14 protein-coding genes, 1 tRNA gene and 1 pseudogene are annotated in these 17,513 nt (G+C 69.9%); 10 read left to right on the top strand and 6 right to left on the bottom strand.

Going from position 1 to position 17,513, the window contains the following annotated elements; all coding sequences use genetic code 11:
* Window positions 1-262 (top strand): annotated as a pseudogene (locus BGM09_RS23615) (hypothetical protein); the annotation flags it as partial.
* 26 nt (window positions 263-288) lie between these two features.
* Here the strand turns inward: BGM09_RS23615 and BGM09_RS23610 are convergent.
* Window positions 289-453, bottom strand: a complete 165-nt coding sequence (locus tag BGM09_RS23610) for a hypothetical protein (RefSeq protein ID WP_188283680.1) — start codon at window positions 451-453, stop codon at window positions 289-291.
* Window positions 454-756: 303 nt separating this feature from the next.
* Here BGM09_RS23610 and BGM09_RS23605 point away from each other — a divergent pair, with 303 nt between their 5' ends.
* The 7 genes from BGM09_RS23605 to BGM09_RS23575 all read left to right on the top strand — a co-directional run bounded on the left by BGM09_RS23605 (window position 757) and on the right by BGM09_RS23575 (window position 10,605).
* Entirely contained in the window at window positions 757-3,012 is a 2,256-nt protein-coding gene (locus BGM09_RS23605) for a DEAD/DEAH box helicase (RefSeq protein ID WP_188283679.1), read from the top strand.
* A 162-nt stretch (window positions 3,013-3,174) separates the two neighbouring features.
* Complete coding sequence (locus BGM09_RS23600; RefSeq protein ID WP_188283678.1) at window positions 3,175-3,321, top strand: hypothetical protein; 147 nt, start codon at window positions 3,175-3,177, stop codon at window positions 3,319-3,321.
* The gene (locus BGM09_RS23595; protein ID WP_188283677.1) at window positions 3,318-3,503 is read left to right on the top strand and encodes a hypothetical protein; all 186 of its coding nucleotides are present in this window, start codon (window positions 3,318-3,320) and stop codon (window positions 3,501-3,503) included. The genes BGM09_RS23600 and BGM09_RS23595 overlap by 4 nt, the downstream gene beginning before the upstream one ends.
* A gap of 104 nt (window positions 3,504-3,607) precedes the next feature.
* A complete protein-coding gene (locus BGM09_RS23590) occupies window positions 3,608-6,742 on the top strand; it encodes an FG-GAP repeat domain-containing protein (RefSeq protein ID WP_188283676.1) in 3,135 nt (1,044 codons plus the stop codon).
* A 94-nt stretch (window positions 6,743-6,836) separates the two neighbouring features.
* Complete coding sequence (locus BGM09_RS23585) at window positions 6,837-8,426, top strand: amino acid permease (protein WP_188283675.1); 1,590 nt, start codon at window positions 6,837-6,839, stop codon at window positions 8,424-8,426.
* Between the two features lie 47 nt (window positions 8,427-8,473).
* Window positions 8,474-8,546, top strand: a tRNA-Lys gene (locus BGM09_RS23580).
* A 361-nt stretch (window positions 8,547-8,907) separates the two neighbouring features.
* Window positions 8,908-10,605: an SIR2 family protein gene (locus tag BGM09_RS23575; RefSeq protein ID WP_188283674.1), complete on the top strand. Its 1,698-nt coding sequence runs from the start codon at window positions 8,908-8,910 to the stop codon at window positions 10,603-10,605.
* Window positions 10,606-10,665: 60 nt separating this feature from the next.
* Here BGM09_RS23575 and xerC read toward each other — a convergent pair whose 3' ends face one another.
* Both xerC and BGM09_RS23565 read right to left on the bottom strand, forming a co-directional pair.
* Window positions 10,666-12,198 (bottom strand): tyrosine recombinase XerC, encoded by a 1,533-nt coding sequence (gene xerC, locus BGM09_RS23570; RefSeq protein WP_188283673.1) that lies wholly within the window; start codon window positions 12,196-12,198, stop codon window positions 10,666-10,668.
* A gap of 19 nt (window positions 12,199-12,217) precedes the next feature.
* Window positions 12,218-12,589: a hypothetical protein gene (locus tag BGM09_RS23565; protein WP_188283672.1), complete on the bottom strand. Its 372-nt coding sequence runs from the start codon at window positions 12,587-12,589 to the stop codon at window positions 12,218-12,220.
* Between the two features lie 208 nt (window positions 12,590-12,797).
* On the opposite strand from BGM09_RS23565, the gene BGM09_RS23560 reads away from it, so the two are divergent.
* Entirely contained in the window at window positions 12,798-13,031 is a 234-nt protein-coding gene (locus BGM09_RS23560; protein WP_188283671.1) for a hypothetical protein, read from the top strand.
* A 228-nt stretch (window positions 13,032-13,259) separates the two neighbouring features.
* Entirely contained in the window at window positions 13,260-14,639 is a 1,380-nt protein-coding gene (locus BGM09_RS23555) for a DUF3631 domain-containing protein (protein ID WP_317452860.1), read from the top strand.
* 467 nt (window positions 14,640-15,106) lie between these two features.
* Here BGM09_RS23555 and BGM09_RS23550 read toward each other — a convergent pair whose 3' ends face one another.
* The 3 genes from BGM09_RS23550 to BGM09_RS23540 all read right to left on the bottom strand — a co-directional run bounded on the left by BGM09_RS23550 (window position 15,107) and on the right by BGM09_RS23540 (window position 17,435).
* Entirely contained in the window at window positions 15,107-15,760 is a 654-nt protein-coding gene (locus tag BGM09_RS23550; RefSeq protein ID WP_188283670.1) for a class I SAM-dependent methyltransferase, read from the bottom strand.
* Window positions 15,761-15,841: 81 nt separating this feature from the next.
* Window positions 15,842-16,348 carry a hypothetical protein gene (locus BGM09_RS23545; protein ID WP_188283669.1) on the bottom strand — a complete coding sequence of 169 codons (507 nt, stop codon included), beginning with the start codon at window positions 16,346-16,348 and terminating at the stop codon, window positions 15,842-15,844.
* Window positions 16,349-16,538: 190 nt separating this feature from the next.
* A complete protein-coding gene (locus tag BGM09_RS23540; protein ID WP_188283687.1) occupies window positions 16,539-17,435 on the bottom strand; it encodes an ATP-binding protein in 897 nt (298 codons plus the stop codon).
* Window positions 17,436-17,513 lie beyond the last annotated feature (78 nt).

Genomic DNA, 17,513 nt, shown 5'->3' with positions numbered 1-17,513 from the left:
GGCCCCCGCGACGGCCCGAGCGGGCGGCGCGGGCGGCGGCCCGGCCGGACCCGGCGGCGTACCGACCGCTTCCGACGGCACCTCGGCGCCGCAGCCGACCGCCCAGCCGTCGCCGACGGCCTCCCAGCCGACCGGCCAGCCGACGACGGACGCGCCGACCGCGCAGCCGACCACCGACCCGCCGAGCACCAGTCCGACGACCGACCCGACCGGTTCGCCCGACCCGGCGGCCGAGCGCCGCGGCGACCGCCGGCATCACTGACCGTACGGTCACGGCATCGCCGCTGGTCAGCGCCCGGTCCGGAAGGCGATTGGCAAAGGCGCCGACAGATGCGCCGACGGCACCTCGGCGCCGCAGCCGACCGCCCAGCCGTCGCCGACGGCCTCCCAGCCGACCGGCCAGCCGACGACGGACGCGCCGACCGCGCAGCCGACCACCGACCCGCCGAGCACCAGTCCGACGACCGACCCGACCGGTTCGCCCGACCCGGCGGCCGAGCGCCGCGGCGACCGCCGGCATCACTGACCGTACGGTCACGGCATCGCCGCTGGTCAGCGCCCGGTCCGGAAGGCGATTGGCAAAGGCGCCGACAGATGCGTATGCTGGTAGATCGTTTGATCCCACTGCCTGGCGCCTGATCCGATGTGCGCCGCGTGGCGCGTTCCTTTTCTCCTGTGGCTGACCGCATCGAGGCGGTTGTAAGCAACCTACGGAGCTGGCGCGTGCCGTAAGTCTCCGAGAGGTTTAGCTTCAGCATGTCCATTGACAGTGCCGACCGTTCCGTCATGCCCGAGAACGACGAGATCCTCGCCGTAGCGGACGTGGTGGACATCACCACCGCAGAAAACGTAGAGAACGTAGAGAACGCAGAGAACGTAGAAAACGCAGACATCACCGACATCACCGAGGCCGACGACGTGATCGCCGTCGCCGACGCCGACGCCGAGCCCACCGTGACCTTCGCCGACCTCGGCCTCGCCGACGGCATCGTCCGCAAGCTCGCGCAGAACGGCGTCACCACCCCCTTCCCGATCCAGGCCGCGACCATCCCGGACGCGCTGGCGGGCCGGGACATCCTGGGCCGCGGCCGTACCGGCTCCGGCAAGACGCTCTCCTTCGGCCTGCCGCTGCTGACCCTGCTGTCCGGCGGCCACACCGAGCGCAAGCGCCCCCGCGGCGTCATCCTCACCCCGACCCGCGAGCTGGCCATGCAGGTGGCCGACGCGCTCCAGCCGTACGGCGACGTCCTCGGCCTGAAGATGAAGGTCGTCTGCGGCGGCACGTCCATGCAGAACCAGATCTACGCGCTGGACCGCGGTGTCGACGTCCTCGTCGCCACCCCCGGCCGGCTGCGCGACCTGATCAACCGCGGCTCCGCCGTGCTCGACCAGGTGCAGATCGCGGTCCTCGACGAGGCCGACCAGATGGCCGACATGGGCTTCCTGCCCGAGGTCACCGAGATCCTGGACCTCATCCCGGCGGGCGGCCAGCGCCTGCTGTTCTCCGCGACGCTGGAGAACGAGATCGACAGCCTCGTCAGGCGCTACCTGGTCGACCCGGTCACCCACGAGGTGGACGCCGCCCAGGGCGCCGTCACCACCATGAGCCACCACGTGCTCGTCGTGAAGCCGAAGGACAAGGCGCCGGTCACCGCCGCCATCGCCGCCCGCAAGGGCCGCACGATCATCTTCGTCCGCACCCAGATGGGCGCCGACCGCGTCGCCGAGCAGCTCATCGAGGCCGGTGTCAGGGCCGACGCGCTGCACGGCGGCATGACCCAGGGCGCCCGTACCCGCACCCTTGAGGACTTCAAGGCCGGTCAGGTCAACGTCCTGGTCGCCACCGACGTCGCCGCCCGCGGCATCCACGTCGACGGCATCGGCCTGGTGCTCAACGTCGACCCGGCCGCCGACCACAAGGACTACCTGCACCGCTCGGGCCGCACCGCCCGCGCGGGCGAGTCCGGCACGGTCGTCTCGCTCGCCCTGCCGCACCAGCGCAAGCAGATCTTCCGGCTGATGGAGGACGCGGGCGTCGACGCCTCGCGCCACATCATCGGCGGCGCGGGCGTCTTCGACGAGGACGTCGCCAAGATCACCGGCGCGCGCTCGCTGACCGACGTCCAGGCCGACGCCGTACAGAACGCCGCTCTTCAGGCGGAGCGCGAAGTCGCCGACGTCACCAAGCAGTTGGAGCGGTTGCAGCGGCGCGCGACCGAGCTGCGCGAGGAGGCCGACCGCCTCACCGCCCGTTCCGCGCGCGAGCGCGGCGAGGACCCGGAGGAGGCGGTGGCCGCCAAGGCCGCCGAACTCGCCGCCGAGGCCGCCGCGTCGGCCGCCGCCGCCCCGGCCCCCGTGCCGGAGCAGCGCGACGACCGCCGCGACGACCGCGGCAACTTCGACCGCCGCAACGACCGTTCGTCCTACGGCAACCGTGACGACCGTCGCGACTCCCGTCCCTCGTACGGCAACCGCGACGACCGCCGTGACAGCCGTCCGTCCTACGGCAACCGCAACGACCGTCCGTCGTACGGGAATCGTGACGACCGCCGCGACTCGCGCCCCTCGTACGGCAACCGTGACGAGCGCCGCCCCTCGTACAACAGCCGTGACGACCGCCCGTCCTCGGGTTCGTCCTACGGCAACCGCGACGACCGTCGTGACAGCCGCCCCTCGTACGGCGAGCGCAGTGGCCGTCCGTCCACCCCGTACACCAGCCGGGACAGCCGTGACGACCGCCGCGACTCCCGTCCGTCGTACGGCAACCGTGACGACCGCCGTCCCGCGTACAACAGCCGCGACGACCGCGACCGCCCCTTCAACCGCGACCGCCGCGACAGCAGCCGTCCGTCCACGTCGTCCTCGTACGACCGCCGCGACAGCCGCCCCTCCTACGGCGACCGCGACTCCCGTCCCTCGTACGGCAACCGTGACGACCGCCGTGCCCCCGGCGCCGCCCCGGCCGCCGGCTCCTCCTACGACCGCAAGCCCCGCTGGAAGCGCAACGGCTGACCCCGTCTGAACTTCAGCCGTCTGAACCCCAGTTGAACAACAGGCCCGCCCGGTGTGACGTGATCACACGGGTGGGCCTGTTTGTGCTGCTGGGGCCCGGTGCTACGCTCGGGCGGCTCTGCCGGGGGGCAGGGGCGAGCATTCACACCTGGGGAGGGACGAGTGGCCGACAGAGCCCTCGTACGCACAGCGGTCCTGACGACCGCGGCGGTTGTGGCATTTCCGTGGAACTACGACAACCAGGGCGTCTTCGGCGCCGTCGTGATCACCGAGGTCCACACCGACGACCGGAGCGCGGTGGCGCGGTGACACGGCGGAGCGTCATGCGGGCGGCGCCCGACGGGACGACCTCGGAACTGCCCTTCTCCGGCTGGCCGTTGGCCCGTGACGCGGCGGGCGTGCTGTGGCGCTACTCCGGCACGGGGACCGGGCAGTTCGGCGGGCGGGTGAAGATCGGCACGGGGTGGCAGATGTACAGTTCCCTGTTCTGAGACCCGGCCCGCGGCGCTGGGCCGCGCTTCTTCTTCGCCCGTACGTCGGGCTTCATCAGGCGTTCTCCTCGAGCGTCTTCCTCAGGAATCAGCAGGAGGAACGGGTGGCCAGGCGCACCCTTGTCCGCGGCGGCGTCGCCGTCGCGATATCGCTCGCCCTCGCGGCGGGCGCGGCACCGTTCACGGGCGTGGGGCCGGCCGCCGCGGCGGAACCGGCGCCGTACGACGTGGTGGTGCCGCCGGTGCACAAGCCCGTGCTCGCCAACGAATGGGTCGTCACGTCCGGTGCCACCGGCTACCTGAGGGTGTTCGGCGACGTCGACCAGTGGGTGCCGTACGGGACCGGGGCACCACGGACGCTCGGCAGCGTGGGGACGAATCTCGTGCTCCTCCCCGGCGGCGCGGAACGGTATGTCAGCGGATACCCCGCCAAGAACGTGCGGCTGCTCGACCCGGCCACCGCCACCGCCGTCGACTTCGCGCTGCCGCCCGGCCACGCGTACCGCAGCGCGATCGGCACGCCCGACGGGTGGGCCGTGATCACGACGACCGACGACACCGACGCCGGTGGCGACACCGTCACCGGGCAGACCGTCCACCTGCTGACCGTCACCGGGGACGCGACCGCCTTCACCGAACGCCCGCTGACCGGGCTGCCCACGGGCGCGAAGTACGCGGCCACGCTGCTGCGCGGCGAGCGCGGGACGCGCATCGTGGTCGCCACCACGGTCGCGGGCCAGCTGAGCCAAAGCGTCCTGGACCTCACGACCGGCGCCGTCGTCCGCACCATGCAGGCGCCCGTGAGCAGCCTCAAGCTCAGCAACACGCGTTCCTTCGGCTGGTACAGCGCCGGCGTTCTGACGCTCTACTCCCTGGACGACCCGCAGGCCGCGCCCCGTACGGTCGCCCTGCCGGTCGAGGCGCACGCCGACACCACCGAGTACACCGTCACCCTGTCCGACACCGCGCTGCTCGCCGTTCGCAAGGGCTCGGTCTGGAACGACGGCCGGGCCGACCCGCTGTACTCGGTGCCGCTGGACGGCGGCCCGGTCACCCAGCCGCTGCCGGACGCCGCGGCCCCGACCGGGTCGCAGGACGGCGGCACGGTCGTCAGCGGCGGCGCCGACTCCGACCACTGGAACTCCTACCGTTTCGCGCCGACCGGGGGCGCTCCCGTCACGCTGTTCCACCACGAGGTGGAGAAGCCGGTACGGTACGGGCTCGCGCTGGCCCGAGGCCGGCTGAGCTTCATGGAGGGCATGCCGGACGGGACGGGTGCCGTCCCCGGAGCGCGTTTCTACGTACAGGACGAAGGGACGGGCGCGGTCCCGCAGCCCGGCACCGCGCCCCCGCACACCGTCTCGGAACCGGACCCGATCTCCACCTGCGGCGCGCCGGGCCACTGCGCGGTCAGCCTGGTCGCGGGCAGCGAAGAGCGGGGCACCGCCTACATTCGCGCCGGTGCCGGTGCCGGTGCCGATACCGGCGGCGACGTGGTCGACGTCATGAGCGGCGGCGGGTTCTACGGTTTCCCGGTCGGCTCGACCGGCGGCCGGATCGTGGACGCGTCGGAGAGATTCACGCTCTACAACGGTGGCTCCAACGGCCGCCAGTACGTCATCTCGCCCGGATACCGGAAGGCGGTCATCTCGCGGCCGATCGTCCCGGCGGCGCTGTGGGGCGACACCCTGTGGAGTGCGACCGGCACCAAGGGACAGCTCGCCCAGACGGATCTGCGGAGCAACGACTCGTCCGGCCCGGCCGCGCTGCCCTCGCTCACCACCGACGCGCCCTGCGCGATCAAGGAAGTGCAGGCGCTGGGACGCCTGTTGTACTGGTCCTGCGGCGCGAACGGTCCGGCCGGTGTGTACGACCGTACGGTGAAGAAGTCCGTCGCCGTACCCGCGGGGCCCGCCCTGCTCGGCGACGGCTTCGTCGTACGGCACTCCGGTGACCAACTCACCGTCACCGACGTCCGGTCGGGCGCGTCGGACGCGGGGAAGACGCGCGTCGTGGCCGCGCTGCCCGCCGATCCGGCGGCGCCCGGCGGCGACCGCGGACTCTCGTGGACGGTGGACAAGTACCGCGGCGGGATCGCGTATACGGCTCCCGACGCGTCAACTCACCTGATTTCGGCGGGAATCGCCCCGTCGGCGCTCAACGCCGTCTGGTCGCAGGTCGATCTGCCGGTCCGGCCGCGGCAGGCGAACAGCCGGTGGCAGGGCTGGTGGGTGCTGAGCGGTGCCACCTCCGGGTGGAAGGTCGACTTCCGTAACGCGGCGACCGGCGCGCTCTTCACGACCGTCACCGGCGGGGCGGCTCGCGCGGAGGTCTTCGCGCACTGGGACGGCAAGAACGCCAAGGGCGCGTACGCCCCGGACGGCACCTATCGCTGGACGCTGACCGCCGCCCCGGCCAACGGCCTGAGCCCCGGCACCACGGCGTCCGGCATTCTCGGGGTCGCCCGTTCCAGCCCCAACCACCACGCCCTCACCTCCGGAGCCGACGGCGGTGTCGTCGGCCTCACCTCGGGCGGAGTTCTGCGGTTGTACGTGGGCAACGGTTCCGGCGGCCTGCTGTCGCCCCGGACCGCCGACCAGGGCTGGCCGACCACCGCCACGTATCTCGCCTTCGACGACCTGGACGACAACGGCTGCGGCAATCTGCTGGTGCGCACCAGCGACGGCCAACTCCGTTCCTATCCCGGTGGTTGCGAGGGCTCCTTCTCGCGGTCCCAGCCGTCCAAGCTGATCGGACCCGGCTGGAACATCTACAACTCCCTTCTCTCGCCCGGTGATCTGACCGGCGACGGCCGCTCCGACCTGCTCGCGCGTACACCTGGCGGCGATCTCTACCTCTACGCGGACGACGGCGCGGGCTCCTTCAGGACCCGGGTCAAGGTCGGGCACGGATTCGGGATCTTCTCGGCGATCGTCGGGACGGGCGACCTCACGGGCGACGGCGTCGGCGATGTCGTCGCGCGGGACACGTCGGGCGTGCTGTGGCGGTACGACGGCGACGGCGCGGGCGGCCTGAAGGCGCGGGTACGGATCGGCTCGGGCTGGAACACGTACAACGCCCTCGTCGGCCCCGGTGACCTGAACCGGGACGGTCGGGCGGATCTGCTGGCGCGGGACGCGGCGGGCGTGCTGTGGCGGTACGCGGCGACGGCGAACGGGCAGTTCGGCGCGCGGGTGCGGGTCGGGCCGGGGTGGAACGTGTACGGGCGGCTTTTCTGAGGGGCCGAAGGGCTGAGAGGCGCTGAGGGGGAGTCGGGGGCGGTGCGTTTGGGGGCGTGTGCATGTCATGCCCCGGGCGCGGGAAGCCTGGGGCATGACACCTGAGGACGTCCCCCTCCCCGCCTCTTCCGTATCCCCCGATTCCGCTCCCGCTCCCGCTCCCGTTTCCCCGTCCGCCGCCGCCTCTGCCGCCGCCGCCGCCTCCTCCTTCTCCTCCGTCTCGGACGAGGAACGGCTCGCGCAGCTCGGCTACACGCAGAATCTGGCGCGCCGGATGTCGGCGTTCTCGAACTACGCGGTCTCGTTCACGATCATCTCGGTGCTGTCCGGCTGTCTGACGCTGTACCTGTTCGGGATGAACACCGGCGGACCGGCCCTGATCACGTGGGGCTGGGTCGGGGTCGGTCTGATGACGCTGGTCGTCGGGCTGGCGATGGCCGAGATCTGTTCGGCGTACCCGACGTCCGCGGGCCTGTACTTCTGGGCGCACCGGCTGGCCCCGGAGCGCAGCGCCGCCGCGTGGGCGTGGTTCACCGGCTGGTTCAACGTCCTCGGCCAGGTCGCCGTCACCGCGGGCATCGACTTCGGCGCGGCGTCGTTCCTGGGCGCGTATCTGAACCTCCAGTTCGACTTCCGTGTCAGCCCCGGCCGGACGATCCTGCTCTACGCCGCGATCCTGCTCCTGCACGGCCTGCTCAACACCTTCGGCGTACGGATCGTCGCCGTCCTGAACAACGTCAGCGTGTGGTGGCACGTGCTCGGCGTCGGCCTGATCGTCGGCGCGCTCGCCTTCGTGCCCGACCACCACCGTTCGGCGAGCTTCGTGTTCACGCACTACGTGAACAACACCGGCTTCGGCAGCGGCATTTACGTGGTGCTGATCGGCCTGCTGATGGCGCAGTACACCTTCACCGGGTACGACGCCTCCGCGCACATGACCGAGGAGACGCACGACGCCGCCACCGCCGGTCCGCGCGGCATCGTCCGTTCCATCTGGACGTCCTGGATCGCGGGCTTCGTGCTGCTGCTCGGCTTCACCTTCGCGATCCAGTCGTACGACGCCGAGTTGGGCTCGCCGACCGGGGCGCCGCCCGCGCAGATCCTGCTCGACGCGCTCGGCGCGACCAGCGGCAAACTCCTGCTGCTCGTCGTCATCGGCGCCCAGCTCTTCTGCGGCATGGCGTCCGTGACCGCCAACAGCCGTATGATCTACGCCTTTTCACGCGACGGCGCGCTGCCCTACTCGCGCGTCTGGCGCACCGTCAGCCCGCGCACCCGTACCCCCGTCGCCGCCGTCTGGCTCGCCGCGGCCGGCGCGCTCTGCCTCGGCCTGCCGTACCTCATCAACGCCACCGCCTACGCCGCCGTCACCTCGATCGCCGTCATCGGCCTCTACATCGCCTACGTCATTCCCACCCTGCTCCGCCTCCGCAAAGGCCCCGCCTTCGAGCCCGGCCCCTGGCACCTCGGCCGCTGGTCCCGCCCCATCGGCGTCGTCGCCGTCGCCTGGGTCGTCCTGATCACCGTCCTCTTCATGCTCCCCCAGGTCTCTCCCATCACCTGGAAGACCTTCAACTACGCCCCCGTCGCCGTCCTCGTCGTCCTCGGCTTCGCCACCACCTGGTGGCTCGCCTCCGCCCGCCACTGGTTCCTCCGCCGCCCCACGGACACCCCCCAGCCCTAACCGGTTCGGCCCCCGCCGCAGCCCCCGGCTATGCTGTCCCCTGTGGCGGGCCCTTAGCTCAATTGGCAGAGCAGTGGACTTTTAATCCATTGGTTGTGGGTTCAAGTCCCACAGGGCCTACGGGGTCGGGCTCCTTCGGGAGCCGCTGACCTGCGGGTATGGTGCCCCGGCCGTCTTCGGACGGCCGGGGCACAGCCGTGCCGGGGGCCGTGCGTGAGCGATGCGTGAGCGGACGGTCGGGATACAAGGTCAGCGAGTGAGGCCGCGGGCGGCGAAGGCGGCAAGGACAGGCCCGATGGCAGCGGTGCACTGGCCTCGCATTGAATGTGGACTACCGGTCAACCAGTACTGATCAGGGTGGGTCCTCGCTACCGTTCCGCTTCTCGTCATCATGACGCTAAGATGGAGTCCGAGTAGGCCGCTCCGTGCGACTAACGCTCGGTCATGTCTCCATACCTGGAGGTCGGTTGTGGAACCACACGTGAATCTCGCGTTCTCCGTTCGCGCTACTCCGGGCGGTTACGCAGTCCTGCTCGGAGCAGGCGCCTCGATCGCGGCGGGTATGCCGTCGGCGTGGGACGTCCAACAAGACCTGATCAGGAAAGTGGCGGCCGCAGAAGGTGTCTCGGGTATCGGAGACCCACATGCCTGGTACCAGGAGCGTTTTGACCGTCCGGCTACCTACGACGACCTCCTGGCCCGCCTCGCGAGCACTCCACTCGAACGGCAGGCACTGCTGCATGCCTACTTCGAGCCCAGTCAAGAGGACCGCGAGGAAGGTCGGAAGCAGCCCACCTCCGCGCACCGGGCGATCGCCCGCCTGGTCGCCGCCGGGCACGTACGTATTGTGCTGACGACGAACTTCGATCGACTCATGGAGTCCGCGCTGCGAGAGGCGGGCATTGAGCCCACCGTCACTGCCGACCCGGCTGACGCTGTCGGACTTGCCCCACTGCATACAATTAAGTGCCTAGTCGTCCATGTTCACGGCGACTACCTGAATCCCACGAGCATGCTCAATACCCCCGAGGAACTGAAAGAGTATGCGCCTGCGGTCGACAAGTTGCTTGACCAAGTCTTCGCTGACTACGGACTCGTCATCTCCGGCTGGTCCGCTACGTGGGATCCTGCGCTGCGCAACGCCCTATCTCGTTGCCCCGCCCGGATGTTCACCTCGTACTGGACCGACCCGCGGGAACCATCAGAGCAGGCATGGGATCTGATCACTCGGCGGAGCGCCGTGTATGTCCAGGCCGATGCCGACACTTTCTTCGGCCGCGTAGCCGATGCTGTGGATGCGATTGCCGCCACTAATCGCCAGCACCCAGCGAGCGTCGCCATCGCTGTCGCCACCGCCAAGCGCGCCTTGGCCGGGACTGGACAGGCCATTGCTCTCCACGACACCCTGCGCCGCGAGGTCAGCCGCATCGCTGCCCTCCCCGTACGAACCGCCGGCCCCTGGCAGGTCGTGGACACTCAAGCTGAGCACGGTCGTAGGCTGGGTGTGCTGGAGGCCGAGGCGGAACTGTTGCTCAACCTGGTTGCCACGACGGCCTACTGGGGCAACAACGAGACTGACCGTTGGTGGATCCGCGAGATCGAGCAACTGGGCTCTCCTGTCAACGCGGGCGGCGACACTGCACTGCTCGACCTCGCGCGAGCACCCGCAACCATGGTGATCTACTCGGCAGGGATTGCCGCCCTTGCGGCCGAACGCTGGGACACCCTGGTCCGTGTGCTCAGCGAACCTCAGGCTCAGAATCCGTACAACGGAAAGGTACTGTCGGCAGCTGCGCTTCTTGGCCCGCAAAGGACGATCGGACTCGGTAAAGCCTCCGAACACCTCCACGGCCAGCTCCGTCCCGTGTTCACGGAACACCTTGTCCTCAGTGATGCGGCGTACATCGACGCGTGGGAGCGCTTTGAGTTTCTGCGCCTGATCGTGCAGCAAGATGCTGGTCTGGGAAGTGACTGGCCCTACATCCGCAAGACGGGCTTCCTGAATGAGTACCGGCCAGCCTCTGGAGATTGGCTCAAGAAGGAGTTGGACCAGTTCGGAGACTTGCACCCTTTGCTTCAGAACGGGTTCCTGGGCAGTAACCCTCGGCGTTTTCTCGCGGCGAAGGAAGCAACGGAAGCCGAGTACAACAGGATGGCCTCTCAGATGCCTTGGGGATGAGACTTCGGCGCGCGCCTTGCGAAGACGTGACTATCTCGACCAACCGCCTATCCGTGAGAACTAGCCACGAGAGCCTGATCGACTTCGAGCGCGATGGCCGCGAGGAACAAGCGCCGCAGCCTTTTCGGCGACCTCACGGTCCAGCTCCGGGAGGAGGCTCGTGTACGTGTCCGAGGTCAGGGCGATCGTGGAGTGGCGGAGGACCTCCTTCACCGTGTGGATGTCGCCGCCGCCCGCGTGGGTGAGGGTCGCGGCCACGTGGCGGAGGTCGCGGAATGTGATGGGCGGGAGATCGGTCGTCGCGTGGATGCGGCGGAAGGTCTCCGAGACCATCTCCGGGTGGAGCCAGGAGCCGTCTTCGCGGATGAAGACCTTGCCGGTGTCGTTCCAGGCCGTGCCCCACTTCTTGCGGTCCTTCTTCTGGCGCTTCTTGTGGGCGCGTAGGGCGGAGATCGTCAGGCTGTCCAGGGCAATGGTGTTGGCGCTGCCGTCCGTCTTCGGCTCGGCCTCGTACGGGTCCCAGCCGTCGACCACGATCTCCTTGGCCGGGGTGATGAGGCCGGCCTTGAGGTCGACGTTGCTCCAGTCCTGGCCCACGGCCTCGCCGCGACGCAGGCCGCGAAAGCCGACGAGGTGGAAGAGGGCGTAGAGCCGGTCGCCCTGGGCGGCGTCGAGGAAGACGCCGAACTGTTGGGGCGTCCAGACCATGACCGGGCCGGGTATCTCGCCGGTCTGCCGCCACCGCCGTACACGCTCGTCCGTCCACAGCAGGGGCTTGGGCCTGCGGCCCGAGGCGAGTTCGACGTGGGAGGCCGGGTTGAAGGTGATGAGTTGCTGCGCGATGGCGGAGTTGAGCGCGGCGCGCAGGGTGCGGCGTATCGCCTGCTGGGTGGATGGCCCGGTGACCTTGCGGAAGGGCGGCATCTCGGCGAGCTTCGCCCGCTCCGCCGCCAGCCGTGCCCACTCGGCGGCGACGGGCCGTCCCGGCGTACTCGGCTTGCAGCGCGCGATCTGTCCCCGGCGGGCTTCGTTCTCCGTTGCGATGACCTCGTTGGCGTCCGCGATGCCGTCGAACATCTCCACGAGGTGGCCGACGTTCAGCCGGTCGAGCCGTATGTGGCCAATGCGGGGCCTGAGGTGGACGTTGATGTGAGAGGCGTAGCCGTTGAGGGTCGTCCTGCGGCGCTTCTTGGACGCGAACCAGAGGTCCAGCCATTCGCCGACCGTCGTGCCGCCGCGTAGGTCGAGCCCGGAGCGGAGGCGTCGGCGGATCTCCTCGACGTCGGGAAGCGGCGCCTTCTCCTCGACCAGGCGTTCCAGCAGGGCCGCGACGCGCTCGACGCTGTCGGGGTCGTCGGTGTCGGCGAGGCCGAGGAGAGTGCGGACGTGGTCCAAGTCCGTCTGGGCGGCTTTGAGGCTGTCGTACCCAGCGCGGCTGAAGGAGCGGCGGGTGCCGTCCTCGCGGGGCGGGAGTTCCTGACGTACGGAGTAGGAGCCGTGCTTGCGGCTCGCGAGCTTGGGGCAGTTGCTGCCGAGCGGTCGGCCGGTTTCGGCGTCGCGGCAGTAGCAGCGGCGGTGAGTCGAGCCCTTCATGGTGCTTCCCCCAGCAGGTTCAGAGACCGTCTGCCGGGGCGTCCTTCCAGACGATGTTGCCCTCGGCATCCATTGACCAGGTCCGTTGCGGTGCGGCTCTGCGCTCGCGCAGTTGGGGGCTGGGGCCGTCGTAGTCGTACGACTCGCCGGTGAACCACTGGAGTGCCGTGAAGGTGTCGGTCGGTTCCTCGTCGGGGAGGGCCTGCACGCGGTCCACGACGCCGACCGGATAGATCAGGCAGATCGGTGCCACGTGCAGGGCCTTGGCGAGCACCATGACCTCGACCAGGGGGAGTTGGGCACGGCGGCCGGATTCCATGTTGGCGATGACGTTGCGCGGGACGGCGTATCCGAGGTCCGCGCAGGCGCGGGCCAGGTCTTCGCCGCTCATGCCGAGCTCCTGGCGGCGGCGACGGACCTCGGCCGCCACCGTCGCCGTGACCTGGTCGGCCCACTCGGGGGCGTTGTCTTCATTCCGCCCAGCATCAGCACCGCGTTGTGTCATGGCGACACAATAGCTTGGTGCACCCTCCTGACCTGGGCTTGGAGACGGATGCGAGACCGCGTTCGCCGAGAGCTGTATGTGTGAGGAGGCAGGTATGCGTGAGAGCCGCACGACCCGGCCGGTGGTCAAGGGGATGGCCAAGGACGAGCTGCTGGCGCTGCCGACGGCGGTGGACCTGGAGACGGCGAACCGGGCACTGGGGCTGGGGCGGAGCAAGGGCTATGAGTTGGCCAAGCGCGGCCAGTACCCGTGCCGCGTTCTGCGGTTGGGCAATTCGTACCGGGTGGTGACGGCCGAGCTGCAGGCCCTGCTCGGGCTCGCGGCGTGACGTCCGTGGTCCTCGTACGCGCGCACGTTCGGCGCCGTCAAAGATCCCGTGGACTGCGGCAAACGTTCGTCGTACTGTCCGTGGTCGCTCGCGCGGCGCCAATCGCCGAGAACGAACGAGCCCCCGACGCGCCAACGCCGGAGGCTCACAACTCCCCTGTACGCCAGAAACGTTCAACCCAGGTGGGGTAGGCCGGCCAGCCTGCATCCACCGGTCGAGGAGCTACGCATGCAGCCTATGACAGCTGCTGTCCGGGACGCACCCCTTGTGGCGGCCTGGCCGCCAGTCACCGTACCCGGTCAGCCGGACCGTACAACGCGGCAGCCGCTCGCGGAACTGACCGCTGAGCCGAAGCCGTCCGCCGCCCGGTCGGCTGCGGTGACCGGGCCTCCTCCGGTCACTGACCGGCTGACGGGAACGCCCGGTCGCCTGACCGCGGTCACTGACCGAGAGCCGGTCACCGCGGTCGGTCAGCCGACCGGGCCGGTCGGTCCGCCACCGGGCGACGCGCTCTCGGAAGGCGCTGACCTGCTGACCGAGCTGCGGTCAGCGGTTGCCCGGTACGTGGTCATGCCGAGCGGCGAGGCCCTGGACGCAGTCACCTTGTGGATCGCGGCCACTCATCTGCAACCGGCGTGGCAGCACGCGCCGCGCCTGGCGGTGGTCGGCCCCGCGAAGCGGTGCGGGAAGTCCCGGCTGCTGGACGTGCTGCACGACACCGTCCACGACCCCTTCATCACGGTCAACTCGACCCCGGCGGCGATCTTCCGGTCGATCACCGAGCAGCCGCCGACGCTGCTGGTGGACGAGGCCGACACCATCTTCGGTAGCGCGAAGGTCGCGGAGAAGAACGAGGAGATGGGCGGGCTCCTCAACTCCGGGCATCAGCGCAACCGCCCCACCACGCGGGTCATCGGACCGGAGCACAAGCCGACCAAGTTCCGCACGTTCGCCATGGCGGCGCTGGCCGGGATCGGGGATCTGCCGGACACGATCATGGATCGTGCGGTGGTGGTCCGGATGAGGAGGCGGGGGCCGGGGGAGACGGTGCTGCCCTTCCGCTCCCGCCGTGACACCCCGCAGCTGCACGATCTGCGGGACCGGTTGGCGGGGTGGCTGGTGCCGCTGACCGACGCGGCGGCGTCGATGGAGCCGGTGATGCCGGTCGAGGACCGGGCGGCGGACACGTGGGAGCCGCTGGTGGCCGTCGCCGACCTCGCCGGAGGCGGGTGGCCGCAGCGCGCCAGGCAGGCGTGCCGTGTGCTGACGGCTCACGAAGAAGGCAACGATCGGGAGGCGGCGCTCGCGATCCGCATCCTGGCCGACATTCGCGCGGTGTTCGCCGCGTGCGGCGACCCGACGCTGCTGTCGACCGAGCAGCTGCTTGCCGCCCTGCACGCCGACAGCGAGGCTCCCTGGCGCGAGCACGGGTCGCACGGCCTGACCGCTCGGGGCCTGCAACTGCTGCTGAAGGACTTCGGCATCGGCGCAGCCAACCGCCGCTTCCCTGACCGCAGCCAGCGCCGTGGCTTCGCCCGAAACCAGTTCGCCGACGCCTGGGCTCGCTACTGCCCCCGGCCGGAGACGGCCCCAGGCGGCGAGCGCTGACCCGCATCCACCCGCCCCACCCGTCCCCGTGCAGGTCAGCACGGGGACGGGTCGTTTCCCCGCAACGGGTCGACCCGCATCAGGATTCCACCCGTACCTGCGCTGACCAGGAACGCAACGGGTGGGATGGGTGCGCATGATCCCGGCCGACGTCGCAGCCCACGGAAGTGAAGGACGCCGGACCAGGCGAGTGGTCAACGAGGCGGGGAGGCGGCGAGCAAGTTGTGGGGTAAGCAGCGCTTACCCAGGAAGAGCAAGTTGTGGGGTAAGGACTCCTTACCCCGGGCGGAGCAAGTTTTCGCGTACGACGGTCCTACGGCCCGTCTTACGCACGTGCCCGGTCTGGGGGACGGGGATACGAGTACCCGAGCGAGGGCGCCCGGGTCCGGGGGGAGACGACGCGACCTCTGCCCGTCCGCGTGTCGGCCGCAGGCCGCAGGCGCGAGGCACCCGAGCTGGGCTCCGCGTCAGGCCTCGGCGCGGACCAGGAGCGTGCCAATGTGGTCAGGCTCGGGGGCGTCCAGGACGCGGGCCTCGGCGGTGGCGAAGCCTGCGCGGGTGAGCAGGCGTTCCCATACGGGCGGGCGGTAGCTGTAGCGGTAGGTGAACATGGCCTTCCCGGCGAAGCCGCCCTTGTACATGCCCTGTGGGCCGTAGGCGCCCGGGATCGCGGGTGGCTGGGAGAAGACGAAGGTCCCGCCGGGATTGAGTCGGCGGCGGACGAGCGGGAAGAGCTTCGACGGGTCCGTGAACCAGGCCGCGCCGAAGATCGAGTACACCGCGTCGTAGGTCTCGGCGGTGGAGCCGAGGTAGTCCAGCACTTCGGCGCAGTGGAACTGCGCTCCTGACGGCGTCCAACGCTCAGTGATCTTCTCGACCATCACAGGAGACAGGTCCACGCCTGTGGCCTTCACGTCGTTCTGCGCCAGGTGGGCGAGAGCGCGTCCGGTGCCGCAGCCGATCTCCAGGACGCTGCCCGGGTCGCCCAGGAGCTCAGGGCCGGGGCCGTGGCCGGCGTACTGCGTCCAGCGGAAGACCGGCTCGGCTTCGTCTTTGAAGGCGGTGCGGGCGTAGGTGTCCCACAGTTCGGTCTCTGCGACGATGTCGTGTTGCGCAGGCATATATGTCCTCTGCTTGCCGAAGAAGGCGGCGCCCCGCCCCATGATGCCCGCAGGCACCGGAGGAGCGGGGCACCGTTCGGTTCAGTGGCTGTCGGGAACCTTGTTGTCGCACGGCGAGCAGTCCGTGCCGTCAATCGCCCACAGCTCGGTGTCGATGTCGAAGCCGATCGAGGCGAGGAAGTCGGCCGTGCGCAGGCACAGGCCGTCGCTGCGGCGCTCGATGAACGGGGCGTGGTGCTTGTACCGGCCGCTGTTGTACACGTCGCACAGGGCGAACCAGACGGGCGTGTCGAGGATGAGCTGGTGGACGCCGATGTCGACGAGTTTGCCGACGCCCAGGTGCACCTCGGGGTGCTCGATGCAGGCGAGGGTGTACATCACGGCGTTGCCGAGGATGCGTTCGGCCATGTCGCGGACCATGGTGTGGTCTCGCAGCAGGAGGGCGATCTCGCGGTCCCAGAGGGTCATGCCGCTGTCGAGGATGTTGACGGTCAGGTGCGCGATGTGGGGCTGGACGGCGTTGAGGAGTTCCTTCGGGTCCCGGGTGCGTAGTCCGATACCGGTGTCGATCTGGACGGCTGTGGTCATGGTGCTGTCCTCCTATTCTGGTAGTTCTGGTCCGCCAGCCAGTTGCTGGGGACCCGCACGGCGCCCTGAGAGCGTGACGTCGTGCAGTCCGGGCTCAGGGCGACCGGCAACATCCACCGGCGCCTGGGCTCGCTAGGGGCGCTCGCACAGCCGCGCCAGCGGGGAGGGGCCAGGGCGGCGGGGGCGCCGGTTAGGTGCGGTCTCCCGGGCCCGCGGTTGGCGAGCGTTGCTGGGCTGACGGGTGGTGGGTGGCCCAGTCCTCGCGGGCGGCGATGAGTGCGGGGCGTACTTTCTCGTCGAGGAAGTCGGCGTGGGTACGGAGTTTCGCGGCGATCTCGGCGAGGCCGTGAGGGTCCAGGCCGAGGATCCAGCGGCCTACGCAGACCTGGAGGTTGACGACCGGCACACGGAGGCCGGGATCCGGGTCGTAGGGATTGCAGTCGATGCTGCCTTCGAAGACCGCGTCCTCCTCCACCGCTGCCCACACATCCGGGGCGGTGATGGGCATCATCAGGCCTTCGAAGAAGTTCCGGTGGTTGATGCCGGCCAGCCGTTCCGGCAGCTGGTCCTGGGGCACATTGGTCTCGGTCGGGTCGTCCTCGGCCCAGGCGGGGAGGTAGCCGGACGTGGCCGGTCCGCTGTCTGTGGTGATCGTCCACTTACCCGGGGTGTTCCAGGGAGGAGGCGTCCTGTCGGACGGTCCGAGTTCGAACCAGACGACTTTCCCGGCGGGGTCGGGGGCGCTTCCCCAGGCGGTGGCAAGGGATTCGACCAGGAGCAGGCCGCGTCCGCCCTCCGCCTCCGGTGAGCTGTGGCGTCGGTGCGGGCGGGCAGGACTTACGTCCGTGACCTCGACCCGGACCCGTACGCCGGTCCAGCGCACGGCCACCGCGCAGGAGGAATCGGTGTGCCGGACGGCGTTCGTGATCAGCTCGGTGGACAGCAACTCCAGGTCGCCCAGGGTGTCTTCCGGCAGCGGCACGCCCCAGCCCCGCACCAACGCGACGATTTTCCGCCGGGCTTCGGGCACCGCCTCGGACTCGGCTTCGACACGGAATCCGAATAGGCTCGCGCGATGGCTGGCCATCATGTGCGGCCCTGCACGTGAAGTCGGCCGCGATGACGCGGAAGTACGGTGCTGGGCATGGTGCTTGACCTTTCAGGA

Source organism: Streptomyces sp. CBMA29, from assembly GCF_014596445.1.
In the GTDB taxonomy this organism is placed as follows: Bacteria; Actinomycetota; Actinomycetes; order Streptomycetales; family Streptomycetaceae; genus Actinacidiphila.
This window is presented reverse-complemented; position numbering and strand designations above follow the sequence as displayed.

Coding starts and splice junctions, on each gene's coding strand:
- BGM09_RS23605 (WP_188283679.1), top strand. CDS start 757: ATGTCCATTGACAGTGCCGACCGTTCCGTCATGCCCGAGAACGACGAG.
- BGM09_RS23585 (WP_188283675.1), top strand. CDS start 6,837: ATGACACCTGAGGACGTCCCCCTCCCCGCCTCTTCCGTATCCCCCGAT.
- xerC (WP_188283673.1), bottom strand. CDS start 12,198: ATGAAGGGCTCGACTCACCGCCGCTGCTACTGCCGCGACGCCGAAACC.
- BGM09_RS23565 (WP_188283672.1), bottom strand. CDS start 12,589: ATGAGCGGCGAAGACCTGGCCCGCGCCTGCGCGGACCTCGGATACGCC.
- BGM09_RS23560 (WP_188283671.1), top strand. CDS start 12,798: ATGCGTGAGAGCCGCACGACCCGGCCGGTGGTCAAGGGGATGGCCAAG.
- BGM09_RS23555 (WP_317452860.1), top strand. CDS start 13,260: ATGCAGCCTATGACAGCTGCTGTCCGGGACGCACCCCTTGTGGCGGCC.
- BGM09_RS23550 (WP_188283670.1), bottom strand. CDS start 15,760: ATGCCTGCGCAACACGACATCGTCGCAGAGACCGAACTGTGGGACACC.
- BGM09_RS23545 (WP_188283669.1), bottom strand. CDS start 16,348: ATGACCACAGCCGTCCAGATCGACACCGGTATCGGACTACGCACCCGG.
- BGM09_RS23540 (WP_188283687.1), bottom strand. CDS start 17,435: ATGGCCAGCCATCGCGCGAGCCTATTCGGATTCCGTGTCGAAGCCGAG.